Annotated in this window: 11 protein-coding genes; 7 read left to right on the forward strand and 4 right to left on the reverse strand. The window is 70.0% G+C overall.

Translation table 11 applies throughout. The features are described 5' to 3' along the window. The first annotated feature begins 31 nt into the window (after positions 1-31). The 5 genes from CFB49_RS06660 (at position 32) to CFB49_RS06680 (ending at position 5,825) form a co-directional block, all read left to right on the forward strand. The gene (locus tag CFB49_RS06660) at positions 32-472 is read left to right on the forward strand and encodes a nuclear transport factor 2 family protein (protein ID WP_069617160.1); all 441 of its coding nucleotides are present in this window, start codon (positions 32-34) and stop codon (positions 470-472) included. Positions 473-791: 319 nt separating this feature from the next. After that, positions 792-3,002, forward strand: a complete 2,211-nt coding sequence (locus tag CFB49_RS06665) for a TonB-dependent receptor (protein ID WP_373453179.1) — start codon at positions 792-794, stop codon at positions 3,000-3,002. A gap of 11 nt (positions 3,003-3,013) precedes the next feature. Beyond that, entirely contained in the window at positions 3,014-3,799 is a 786-nt protein-coding gene (locus CFB49_RS06670; RefSeq protein ID WP_089490936.1) for an ABC transporter ATP-binding protein, read from the forward strand. Then, positions 3,796-4,788, forward strand: coding sequence for an ABC transporter substrate-binding protein (locus tag CFB49_RS06675; RefSeq protein WP_089490937.1), 993 nt, complete (start codon positions 3,796-3,798; stop codon positions 4,786-4,788). The genes CFB49_RS06670 and CFB49_RS06675 overlap by 4 nt, the downstream gene beginning before the upstream one ends. Continuing rightward, entirely contained in the window at positions 4,785-5,825 is a 1,041-nt protein-coding gene (locus CFB49_RS06680; RefSeq protein WP_179234865.1) for a FecCD family ABC transporter permease, read from the forward strand. The genes CFB49_RS06675 and CFB49_RS06680 overlap by 4 nt, the downstream gene beginning before the upstream one ends. 46 nt (positions 5,826-5,871) lie before the next feature. On the opposite strand, the gene CFB49_RS06685 is transcribed toward CFB49_RS06680, so the two are convergent. Then, on the reverse strand, positions 5,872-7,254 hold the full coding sequence (locus CFB49_RS06685; RefSeq protein ID WP_069617164.1) for an ATP-binding protein: 1,383 nt from the start codon (positions 7,252-7,254) through the stop codon (positions 5,872-5,874). Next, the gene (locus tag CFB49_RS06690; RefSeq protein ID WP_089434864.1) at positions 7,255-7,980 is read right to left on the reverse strand and encodes a response regulator; all 726 of its coding nucleotides are present in this window, start codon (positions 7,978-7,980) and stop codon (positions 7,255-7,257) included. A gap of 245 nt (positions 7,981-8,225) precedes the next feature. Between CFB49_RS06690 and CFB49_RS06695 the strand changes: the two genes are divergently transcribed. Next, entirely contained in the window at positions 8,226-8,972 is a 747-nt protein-coding gene (locus tag CFB49_RS06695; RefSeq protein ID WP_069617166.1) for a MipA/OmpV family protein, read from the forward strand. Between the two features lie 279 nt (positions 8,973-9,251). Further along, positions 9,252-9,587, forward strand: coding sequence for a hypothetical protein (locus CFB49_RS06700; protein ID WP_089490938.1), 336 nt, complete (start codon positions 9,252-9,254; stop codon positions 9,585-9,587). 217 nt (positions 9,588-9,804) lie between these two features. Here the strand turns inward: CFB49_RS06700 and CFB49_RS06705 are convergent, their stop codons facing one another. Next, a complete protein-coding gene (locus CFB49_RS06705) occupies positions 9,805-11,202 on the reverse strand; it encodes a hypothetical protein (protein WP_089490939.1) in 1,398 nt (465 codons plus the stop codon). A gap of 37 nt (positions 11,203-11,239) precedes the next feature. Next, the gene (locus tag CFB49_RS06710; protein ID WP_089490940.1) at positions 11,240-11,503 is read right to left on the reverse strand and encodes a PAAR domain-containing protein; all 264 of its coding nucleotides are present in this window, start codon (positions 11,501-11,503) and stop codon (positions 11,240-11,242) included. Between the last annotated feature and the right edge of the window lie 45 nt (positions 11,504-11,548).

Below are 11,548 nucleotides of genomic sequence, written 5' to 3' on the forward strand. Positions count from 1 at the left end.
GTTCCGTCCCACCACATGACTGGAGACTGCGATGACGCATTCCCCGCTGCATGTTCATCCCGCCGTCGCGAAATCGCTCGACACATGGCATGCGATGGTCGAACGCAAGGATTTCGGCGCGCTGGAATCGATCGTCCACCCGGATGCCGTGTTCCGTTCGCCGATGGCGTTCAAGCCGTACGGGCCCGCGCCCGCGCTGTTGATGGCGCTGCGCACGGTGATCACGATCCTCGAGAATTTCACGTATCACCGCCAGTTCGCGGCCGACGACGGCAAGAGCGTCGTGCTGGAGTTCGGCGCGACCATCGGCGACAAGGCGCTGAAGGGGATCGACATGATCCGCTTCGACGACGACGGGCGGATCGTGGAGTTCGAGGTCATGATCCGGCCGTTCAATGCCCTGCAGGCGCTCGGCGCGGAAATGGGCGCGCGGCTCGGGCAGCAGTTGCCGGCGTTCAAGACCGGCGGTTGAGCGGTGCGGCGACTATCGTGCAACCGGCTTGCGGTCGCGTAGCCGGGCTCTGCGCGCGAGGTCGTGGGTAGCCTCGACGAGGCGCGCGGCAAGCGCGCGCGCGTGCGGATGCACGCGTTCGCGGCACACAACCGGCCGCAGGCCGACACGCCGTGGGTGCAGTTCGGCTTCCCGCCGTAGACGCGCGGAGCGGCAACTCGAGCTGTCAAAATCCTGACGGATTAAGTTGATATATTGTATCATCTGACGTTTTCGTCGCCGGTCGGCCGGCTGCCCGGGCCGCTCGCGTGCGACGACATCCAACGAAGATCGATACGACGTGACGAGAACCGGACACACCCCGGCGCGCGGGGAGCGGCGCCATGCCGCGCCGCGCCGGCACGCGAGCGCCTGGCGCACGCGCGCGGCACGCAGTTGCACGACCTTGGTCGGCTGCGCGATCGCGACCACCGGCGCGCTGGCCGCCGAAGCCGCGGCATCGTCGCCGGACGACCGGCGCGCGCTGCCTGCGATCAACGTCACGGCTTCGTCCGCACCGGCCGACCCGCTGACGCAACCACTCGAAACCGGCTCGCGGCTCGGGCTCGCGAGCCTCGACACGCCCGCGAGCGTCGAAGCCGTCACGGCCGACACGATCGACGCACGCGGCGATCGCACGGTGCGCGATGCGGTCACGCGCACCGCGGGCTTCGCGAGCGCGATCGCGCCGGGCACCGGCGGCACCGCGTTGAGCGTGCGCGGCTTCAGCGGGCAGGAATCGGTGATGACGCTGCTCGACGGCGTGCGGCTGATGCCGGCGGCCGGCACGAGCACGTTTCCGTTCGACACGTGGTCGGTCGAGCGCATCGAGGTGTTGCGCGGCCCGGCATCGGTGCTGTACGGCGAAGGGGCGATCGGCGGGGTCGTGAACGTGGTGCCGAAGCGGCCGCAGCGCACGCGCGAGACGACGCTGCAGGCCGGCGTCGGCCCCGACGGCGCGAAGCGCTTCGCGTTCGATACGACAGGCGCGCTCGGCCCGTGGGCGTCGTACCGCTTCTACGCGAGCGATGCGCGCGCGAACGGTCTCGCCGAGCGGGCCGACACGCATACGACGGCCATCGGCGGCGCGCTGACATTCGACGTGAGCCCGCGACTCACGCTGACGCTCGACTACGACTACGGGCGCCAGATGCCCGCGACGTACTATGGCGTGCCCGCGCCGAACGGCGTGCTCGATTCGTCGCTGCGCAAGCTGAACTACACGGTTGGCGATGCGACGATTTCGTACTACGACCAGTGGACGCGCCTGTCGGCCAGCTACCGGCCCGCGCCCGGCGTGACGATCGACAATCAGCTCTACTACCTGACGTCGAACCGCCACTGGCGCAACGCGGAATCGTATGCGCTCGACGCGGCGACGGGGCGCGTCGCGCGCGGGGACTATCTCGACATCGGCCACCATCAGCGGCAGATCGGCGACCGGCTGAGCGCGCGCATCGACGGCACGCTGTTCGGTCGCGCGACCCGTTTCGTCGTCGGCACGGAATTCAGCCGGATCACATTCAGCGGCATCAACAATTCGCCGTACGGCGGTGAAACGTCGGTGCCGGCGCACGGCTTCGATCCCGGCGTATTCACGAGCCCCGACCCGACCGTGCCGCAGTTCGGCACGCGCGTGCGGCAGGCGGCGGTATTCGCGGAGAACCGGCTCGACGTGCTGCCGCGGCTCGCGTGGGTGAGCGGCCTGCGCTACGACCACATCGCGTTCAGCCGCGAACAGGCGGCGACCGGCGCGGGCTTCGACAAGCGGTTCGCGAACGTCGGCTGGCGCACCGGTTTCGTGTTCGACATCGCGCCGACGTTCAGCGCGTATGCGCAGTACACGACGGGCGCGGAGGGCGTCGGCTCCCTCGTGACGCTGTCCGCGTCGCAGGCGGGCTACCGGCTCGCGACCGGCGAACAGTGGGAAGCCGGGCTCAAGCAGATGCTGCTCGACGGTCGCGCGTACTGGACGTTCGCGGTGTACGACATCACGAAGCGCAATCTGCTCAGCACCGACCCGTTCAATCCGGCGCTGCGCCAGCAGGTCGGCCGGCAGTCGTCGCGCGGCGTCGAGCTGACCGGCGGCGCGCGGCTGCCGCACGGCTGGACGATCGATGCGAACGTCGCGCTGCTGCGGGCACGCTACGACGCATTCAACCAGACGGTCGGCGGCGCGACGGTGTCGCGGGCCGGCAACGTGCCGTCCGGCGTGCCGCAGCAGACGGCAAACCTGTGGCTCGGCTGGGCGTTCGCCGAGCGCTGGCGCGCGGATGCGGGCGTGCGCTACGTCGGCGCGACGTACGGTGACGACGCGAATCGCGTGCAAGTGCCGTCATACACGGTGTTCGATGCGTCGCTGCGCTGGCAGCCGACGTCACGCACCGAGCTCGCGCTGTATCTGCGCAATCTCGCGAACCGTACGTACGCGGTGACGACGTCGAACGGCGGCGAGCAATGGCTGCTCGGCCCGTCGCGCTCGGCGGAGCTCGTCGCGACGATGCGCTTCTAGGGCGGGACGGCATGCGTCCCGTCACCCACATGCTCGATATCGAACGCGTGAGCTGGTCTGCCGGCGGCGCGATCGACGTGCTCGATTCGGTGACGCTGACGGTGGCCAAAGGCGAATTCGTCGGGCTGGTCGGCCCGAACGGCAGCGGCAAGACGAGCCTGCTGCGCTGCGTGTTCCGCTACGCGCGTCCCGACGCGGGCCGCGTCGCGCTCGACGCGCAGGACGTGTGGCGCATGCGGCCGCGTGCGGTCGCGCAGCGCATCGCGGTGCTGCAGCAGGAAACGCCGGACGATTTCGGGCTGACGGTCGACGAACTGGTCGGCATGGGCCGCACGCCGCACAAGCGGCCGTTCGATGCGGAGTCGGCCGACGATCGCCGGATCGTCGAATCCGCGCTGCACGATGTCGGCCTCGTCGAGCGTCGCGCACAGCGCTTCGCGTCGCTGTCGGGCGGCGAGAAGCAGCGCGCGCTGCTGGCGCGCGCGCTCGCGCAGCAGCCCGAGCTGTTGTTGCTCGACGAACCGACCAACCATCTCGACCTGCGTCATCAGCTCGAACTGCTTGCGCGCGTGCGCCGCCTCGGCATCGCGACGCTCGCGACGATTCACGACCTCAATCTCGCGGCCGCGTATTGCGACCGGCTCCATGTGCTCGCGCACGGCCGCGTCGTCGCGTCCGGTGCGCCGGACGACGTGCTGACCGAAGCGCTGCTGCGCGACGTGTTCGGCGTCGCCGCGCTCGTCGATCGCCATCCCGTCACGGGCCGCCCGCGCATCACGCCGCTTCATCCGGAATGACCGCCATGCCGTTTCCTGTTCTGTCCTCCATCTCCCGCCGGCTCGTTGCCGCTGCCGTGCTCGGCGGCGCGGCCGCTCACGCGCTCGCCTATCCCGTCACCGTGCGCAGTTGCGATCGCGACGTGACGTTCGAGCGCGCGCCGACGCGCGCGGTCAGCAACGACGTGAACCTGACCGAGATGATGCTCGCGCTCGGCCTGAAAGACCGGCTCGTCGGTTATACGGGCATCGGCGGCTGGAAGACGGGCACCGCGCGCGTGCGCGACGCATTGCGGGGCGTGCCCGAACTGGCGAGCCAGTATCCGTCGCTGGAAGTGCTGGCCGCCGCGCGCGCCGACTTCTATCTCGCGGGCTGGAACTACGGAATGCATGTCGGCGGGCCGGTGACGCCCGCGACGCTCGCGCCGTTCGGCATCCGCACGTACGAACTGACCGAATCGTGTTCGCACGTGATGAAGCAGTCGGCCGCGTCGTTCGACGACGTGTTCCGCGACCTGACCAATCTCGGCCGGATCTTCGGCGTCGATGCGCGCGCCGCGCGGGTCGTCGCCGGGATGCGCGCGCGGCTCGCGGCAGTGTGGCGCGCGATCGGGCGGCCGGCGCCGCTGCGCGTGTTCGTGTACGACAGCGGCACCGACAAGCCGATGACGGCGGGCGGCCTCGCGATGCCGACCGCGCTGCTCGCGGCGGCGGGCGCGCGCAACGTGATGGACGACCTGCCGCGCAGCTGGACCCAGGTGAGCTGGGAAAGCGTGGTCGCGCGCGATCCGCAGGTGATCGTGATCGTCGACTATTCGGCGGTCACGGCTGCGCAGAAGCAGCAGTTCCTGTCGAGCCAGCCCGCGCTCGCGCGCGTGGCCGCGATCCGCGACCGGCGCTTCGTCGTGATTCCGTACGATGCGGCGACGCCGGGCCCCGAGAACGTCGCGGCCGTCGAGACACTCGCCCGCGCGCTGTATCCGGCCGCATTCGCGGCAGCGGCACGATGAGCGTGCGCGGGGAGGCGGCGCGGCTCCGCATGCGCGCGGTGCTGCCGGGGCTGGCCGTGCTGCTGATCGTGTCGATCGTCGTGTCGGCCGCGTTCGGCCCGGCGCCGATCGCGATGCCGGCCGCGGTGCGGATGGTCGCCGCGCACGTCGCGTCCGCGTTCGGCGGCGCCGACGCGTTCGCGGCCGCCGCAGGCGACGACAGCATCGTGTGGCTGATCCGGATGCCGCGTGCGCTGCTGGCCGCGATCGTCGGCGCGACGCTGGCGGCGGTCGGCGTCGCATTGCAGGCGGCGACCGCGAACCGCCTGGCCGATCCGCACCTGCTCGGCGTGAGCGCGGGCGCGATGCTAGGCGCGATCGCGGTCACGGTGGTGGCGGGCGCCGCGTTCGGCCCGTTCACGCTGTCGGCCGCCGCGTTCGGGGGCGCGCTTGCAGCTACCGCGTGCGTGGTCGCGCTTGCTTACCGGAGCGGCCGGCTCGAATCCGACCGGCTGCTGCTCGCGGGCGTGTCGGTGTCGTTCATGATGGCCGCGTTCGGCAACCTGCTGCTGTATCTCGGCGACCAGCGCGCCGCGTCGTCGGTGCTGTTCTGGATGCTCGGCGGCGTCGGGCTCGCGCGCTGGGATCTGCTGCCGGTGCCGGCCGTGTGCGCGGTGCTTGCCGGCGGCGCGCTCTATGCGCGCCGGCGCGAACTGAATGCGCTGATGTCGGGCGATGTCGCCGCCGCGTCGCTCGGCGTGCCGAGCGCGCGGATGCGGCGCGAGGTGTTCGTCGTCGCGTCGTTCGCGACGGGCGCGATGGTCGCGGTCAGCGGCGCGATCGGCTTCGTCGGGCTCGTGACGCCGCATCTGTGCCGACGCGTCGTCGGCGCCGAGCACGGCCGGCTGCTGCCGGTCGCCGCGCTGGCGGGCGCGATCCTGCTCGTGTGGGCCGATGTCGCCGCGCGCACGCTCGCGGCGCCGGAGGATCTGCCGATCGGCATCGTGACCGCGCTGTTCGGCAGCCTGTTCTTCGTCGCGCTGCTGCGCCGGCGCTGACAGCGCGCGGCAGGCGAGGGGGCGGGCGGGGGCGCCGCCCGTTTCGTCAAAGCGGGACGACGCTACGCGTGCCGCTGCGGCGGCGCGCATCGGCGTGCCGGGTCGCGACGTCGTGCGCGACGTCGAAAAGGCTGTCGGGCAGCGTGCGCACGGGCAGCGTGATCACGAAGCGCGCGCCGCCGAGCGGCGAATCCTCGAGCCGCACGTCGCCGCCGTGCACCTGCGCGACGCGCCGCACGATCGCAAGCCCGAGCCCGAAGCCGCCGGTCTGCCGGTCGCGGCTCGAGTCGAGTCGCTGGAACGGCTCGAACACGCGGGCGCGCTCGGCGGGCGGAATGCCGGGGCCATCGTCGTCGACGCTCAGCACGAGCGCACCGGAGCGGTCGCGGGCGGCGGCCAGCACGACCTTGCGCGACGCATAGCGCGCGCCGTTGCGGATCAGGTTCAGCAGCGCGCGGGCGACGAGCTTCGGATCGCAGACGTGGGTCGCGGCCGCGTCGAGCGTCGACACGTCGAGCGCGATGCCGCGCTCGGCGATATCGTCCGCGACGTTGCCGGCGACGCTGTCGATCAGCGCGTCGACGACGACCTCCATCGGCGCGAGTTCGCTCGCCCCCTGTTCGAGCCGGCCGATCGTCAGCAGTTCGGTGACGAGTTCGTCGAGTTCGCGCACGTCGCGCCGCAGCGCGTCGCGGCGCTCGCGCATCCGGCCCGTTTCGTCGGCGTCGGCGAGCAGTGCGAGCCCGAACTCGAGTCGCGCGAGCGGCGTTTTCAGTTCGTGCGAGATGCCGTGCATCATTTCGCGCTGCTGCTTGATCGACGCCTCGATGCGCGCGGCCATGTCGTTGAACTGCTGCGACAGCTCGTAGATGTTCGATTTACCCGACACCTTCACGCGCGTCGACAGCATCCCGGCGCCGAACGCGCGCGCGGCGTCCTGCAGCCTGCGAATGTCGCGCCAGTGATAGTGAATCCACAGCACCACCGCGAACAGCGTCGCGAGCGCGAGCAGCATGTACGCATAGATGCGGATGTCGAGGTCCGGCGCTTCGATCGGGCGCGCATGCAGCACCGAGCCGTCCGCGAGCGGCATGTAGTAATCCTTGCCGTTGTAGCTGATCGCGATCCTGCCGGCGTCGAGATCGCGCAGCGGCGCGCCGCTCAGTTGCGCGCGTGCGTCGGCCATCGACATGAAGCCGAACCCTTCGCGGCCGTGCAGCGCGAGTTCGCGCAATGCGAGTTCGCGCTGCGCGCCCGGATGGCGTTCGAGGTAGTCGTTCAGCACGAACGAATAGGTCGTCAGCGAGTCGCGTTGCGCCTGCGCGCCGCGCTCGTAGAAGATCCGGTCGAACGACAGCTGGATGAAGATGATCGACGCGCCGACGAACAGGATCACGACGAGGTACAACCGAAGCAACGGGCGCAGCATTTATTCTTCCCACGCAGAAGGGCTGAACAGGTAGCCGCGACCCCAGATCGTCTTGATCTTGTGCGGCTCCGATGACGCATCCTCGAAGCGGCGGCGCAGCTTCGAGATGCCTGAATCGACCGAGCGGTCGAGCCCGTCGAATTCGATCCCGCGCAACTGCTTCAGGATGTCGTCGCGGCTCAGCACGGTGCCGGCCGCGCGCGCGAGGATCAGCAGCAGGTTGAATTCGGCGGTCTTCAGCTCGACCGGCTCGCCGCGCCACGTGACGGTGCGGTTCGGCGGCGAAATGGCGAGCTCGCCGAATACGAGCGCGTCGGGCGCGACCGCGGGCGTTTCCGCCGCGGCCGGTTGCGCACGGCGCAACAGCGCGCGGGCGCGCGCGACGAGCACGCGCGGCTCGATCGGCTTGGTGACGTAGTCGTCGGCGCCCGTCTCGAGCCCGGCGACCTGGTCGTACACGTCCGCGCGCGCGGTCAGGATCAGCACGGGGACGTTGGTGAACGCGCGGATGCGCCGGCAGACCTCCATGCCGTCCAGATTCGGCAGCATCAGATCGAGTATCACGAGGGCCGGCTGGTGCTCGCGAACCGCCGCGACGGCGAGGTCGCCGCGCCGCACGACCGTCACCGCGAATTCATAGCCGTCGAGGTATTCGCGGACGAGCTGCGCGAGGCGGTCGTCGTCCTCGATCAGCAGCACGCGGTATTTGAGCGGAACTTCGTTCATGGTTTCCTCGGGATGCACGCGCCATCTCCCACCCGGCAGACCGACGGGCGGCGCGGCACGCGAATTCTATCCGGCGGATCGACCGCCGGGGCAGCGGGGCGACAATCGCGAACAATCGAACACAATTGAGCACACATTCGCCGCACATTCGGGACAGTCTCGGCGCGGGGCGGCACCTAGACTGCGGGCTTCGTTACTCATATCTCAATATTGTGCGCCCATCCCTTCGCCGCTACCGCTATTGCATGCCGCTCGCCGGCCTGACCCTCGCCGCCGCCGCCCACGCGGAAAACCAGTATTCGTTGTCGCTCGGCGGCGGGGTCGCCCCGCGCTACCAGGGCAGCAAACAGTATCGCGGCGTCGTTGCGCCGTCGTTTTCCGCCACGTTCGGCAATGGCTTCTTCGTCGACAGCACGCAGGGCGCCGGCTACCGGCTGGACCTGCCGCACGGGGCGTTCGTGTCGGCGGCGGTGAACTACGACGCGGGCCGCGCGGACGAGAACCGCTTCGACCTGCCGGGCTCCGACTACCTGAAGGGCATGGGCCGGATTCCGGGCTCGGTGCTCGTCGGCGTGCGCGCCGGCGTGACGTTCTTCGACACGGCGGAACTGAGCGTCACGATCGATACGCCGGTGACGCACACGTCGCGCGGCGTGTCGGGGCACGTGGATCTCGCGGTGCCGGTGCTCAAGACGTCGCAGCACGAGATCATCGTGACGGGCACCGTGCACGCCGGCTCGGGACGCTACATGCAGACCTTTTACGGCGTGACCGACGCACAGTCGATGACGAGCCGGTTCCGGCCGTATTCGGCGAGCGGCGGGATCGACAGCGCGTCGATGGCGGTTGCATGGAACTGGACGCTGTCGCGGCACTGGTCGGTGCTCGCGACCGGCGGGGTGACGCGGTTACTCGGCCGCGCCGGCGACAGCCCGATCGTCCAGTCGCGCAGCAACTATTACGGCATCGCGGGCGTCACGTACAAGTTCTGAGCGGATTGTCGACGCGGGCTGTCGCGCGCGGCGCGCACACGATGTGTCGGCGTCGCGCCGTCGCCGCGAACCGCGTGCGGTAACATGCGGGCGGGTTCGGCGTCAGGCCGGGCCTGCGACGCCGGGGCGCCGACGTGGCCTCGGCCGAGTCGCGACAGGCCGCCATGCGCGGGCCGGCTCCGGCAGGAAACGGCCGGCAGCGTGGGGAACCGATCATGCGATGCCCGGTCGTGCACGAATGCCGCACATGGACCGCCGGGCCGAGACAGGGAGAAACCGATGAAGAATACGATCGCGATGCTCGTTGCACTCGTTGCGAGCGCAACCTTTGCAGGATGTGCGGACATGGACACGAAGCACCCCAACGCCACCGCCGGCGGCGCGGCCAGGGCCTCGTTGCAGCCGGGCGCCGCGCAAGTATGCAAGGCGGACGGCGCGCCGGACGATGCGCTGGTCGGCAAGACCGAGACCGATGCGGCCGCGCTGCTCGGCGGCTGCCTGTGGCGCGTGCTCGAGCGCGACGGAAAGTCGTTGCCGGGCACGATGGATTACCGGGAGGAGCGCCGCAATCTCGGCATTCGTGACGGGAAAGTGATCTGGGTGCGGCGCGGGTGACGCATACAGCCGCCGACGAAAATCGGTTGCGGCTGATGTCGCTTTTGCGAGTGAGTCTATCGCAGGCATGCTCGTCGCGCGCGACCGATCGGTCGGCCGCACGCGTCGCGATTCATCGCCGCGGGCAGCGGTATCGGTGGCTGCGGCGCTCAGGCGCCTCGATACCGTTGTAGACCGGGGCTCGCACGACGCGTGACGCGGCGCGCTCGCCGGCGCGTCACGCGTCGACCGTTCCGGATTGCGCGACCGATGCCGTGGTGTCGACCGTCATCGCCGGCGTGACGAGCATCACGCCACGTGCGAGCGGGTCGCTGACCGATGCCGCCAATACCGCTTGTCCTTCCTCTGTCGCGTGATCGGCGGCGACGGCCAGTGCAGCGAGCGCGAGCGCCGCGCCGCTTGCCCCGTTGGCGAGCCCGAGGTGGCGGCTGCGCTCGGCGGCGTCATCGCCCCAGATCTGCTCGCTGACCGTCACGACTTCGGTGCGGCGACTGCTGCGTTGATCGGCGTCGGTGACGAATCCGGGTGCCGACAGGTCGGGACGTAGCGTCGACAAGCGCGTACCCGTCGCCACAAGCAACTGTTCGAGCGTCGTCGCTTCTGCCTTGCCGTGATCGGCGGAACCCGCGCGGCGCGCGGCCGCGAGCCGGTGGATCGATGGGACGGACATCGCATGCGGCGTGTCGGGATGACCGAGCAGCAATGCACATGCGCCTTCGCCGGGCATCATGCCGTTCGGCCGATCGCGACCGTAGAGCCGGCCTGCGCGATCCAGCGCGTCGACTGCGTCCTGGCTTGCGGTGGAGTCGAACGCGAGCACCACGTGCAGCTCGCCGGACGGTTGCAGGTGCAACGCCTGGATCAGTTCGTCGACGACTGCCCATGCTTGTACGGGATCGGCGACCGTGCGCAGTTGCGCACGTACGATGCCCGGTGCGACGGCTTCCCGCGCCGCGTGTGCATCGAGCCATGCGGCAAGCGTGGCGGCGACCGGTTGCCAGCGCTCCGGGATCAGCAGATGGAGCCTGAGCGGTGGCGTGTCGGCGGCCGCGCCGGACAACACGGCATGACGCTCGCGCAATTCGTCGAGCGCATCGGCGGCCAGCAGCAGCCCGCGCCAGTGCTCGTCCTGCAGCGTTTCTTGCGCATCGGTCGCAAGCAGGCTTGTATCGAACCGGTCGAGCGACACCGATTCGACCGTGCTCGCGAATACGCCGGTTCCGTCCGGGCGTTGCAGTTCGGGATGAAGCGCGACGGAACGCGCTTCCCGGGCCGCCGCATCGATGTCCGCGGTCGTCGCCCCCGTGGGCAGCCTCACGCTGCTGTCGAGCAGCAGGACCGACCACGTGTGCGACGTCGGATCCTGCGCGGCAGAGGCGTCCGTCGATGCGGACGAACTCGGCGGTGCGGCGGCCGCGAGCGCCGGATGCTGACCGAGCCCCCGGCGCAGCCATGCCGCGCAGACGGCGAGGGCCGCCGGCAGCACGAGCCCGCACAGCACCCACTCCCGGGTTGTGGGGGCATGCCGGGTCGTTTTCCACCAGACGAACACGGCGATCCACACCGCGACGAACAGCGCGGCGACGAATGCCGTCTTGCGCAATCGCGTGATCATTTCCGTCGATTCTCCACGTGACTTGCGGCGTCGTATATCAATTGCCGTCGCTGCCGGCCGTCCGGCTGGCGATCAGTACGGCGCCGCAGGCCGTCTTGTAGCCGTCGCGCGCGACGCCTTCGCCCTGCACGATCATCGTGTCGTCACCGTCGACGATGTAATTCGGGCCGTGGATCGGACACGTCACCGTGTCGTTGCGGCGCGCGATACCGCGGCCATCGACCGACGACAGCGTGGACGCGCTGGTCACGGTGCCGCCGTGGCTGTGCTTGTCCCCAAGGACGATGAAGGGTTTGGTCATCCGGATAGGCCTCGTGGCTGGAATCATCGACGATGCATCGCGGCT

Source organism: Burkholderia sp. AU17457, from assembly GCF_002223255.1.
GTDB classification, from domain to species: domain Bacteria; phylum Pseudomonadota; class Gammaproteobacteria; order Burkholderiales; family Burkholderiaceae; genus Burkholderia; species Burkholderia sola.

Excerpts from the sequence above, each read along its gene's own strand:
- CFB49_RS06710 (WP_089490940.1), bottom strand. The coding sequence starts at position 11,503 with ATGACCAAACCCTTCATCGTCCTTGGGGACAAGCACAGCCACGGCGGC.
- CFB49_RS06685 (WP_069617164.1), bottom strand. The coding sequence starts at position 7,254 with ATGCTGCGCCCGTTGCTTCGGTTGTACCTCGTCGTGATCCTGTTCGTC.
- CFB49_RS06680 (WP_179234865.1), top strand. The coding sequence starts at position 4,785 with ATGAGCGTGCGCGGGGAGGCGGCGCGGCTCCGCATGCGCGCGGTGCTG.
- CFB49_RS06670 (WP_089490936.1), top strand. The coding sequence starts at position 3,014 with ATGCGTCCCGTCACCCACATGCTCGATATCGAACGCGTGAGCTGGTCT.
- CFB49_RS06690 (WP_089434864.1), bottom strand. The coding sequence starts at position 7,980 with ATGAACGAAGTTCCGCTCAAATACCGCGTGCTGCTGATCGAGGACGAC.
- CFB49_RS06660 (WP_069617160.1), top strand. The coding sequence starts at position 32 with ATGACGCATTCCCCGCTGCATGTTCATCCCGCCGTCGCGAAATCGCTC.
- CFB49_RS06705 (WP_089490939.1), bottom strand. The coding sequence starts at position 11,202 with ATGATCACGCGATTGCGCAAGACGGCATTCGTCGCCGCGCTGTTCGTC.
- CFB49_RS06700 (WP_089490938.1), top strand. The coding sequence starts at position 9,252 with ATGAAGAATACGATCGCGATGCTCGTTGCACTCGTTGCGAGCGCAACC.
- CFB49_RS06675 (WP_089490937.1), top strand. The coding sequence starts at position 3,796 with ATGACCGCCATGCCGTTTCCTGTTCTGTCCTCCATCTCCCGCCGGCTC.
- CFB49_RS06695 (WP_069617166.1), top strand. The coding sequence starts at position 8,226 with ATGCCGCTCGCCGGCCTGACCCTCGCCGCCGCCGCCCACGCGGAAAAC.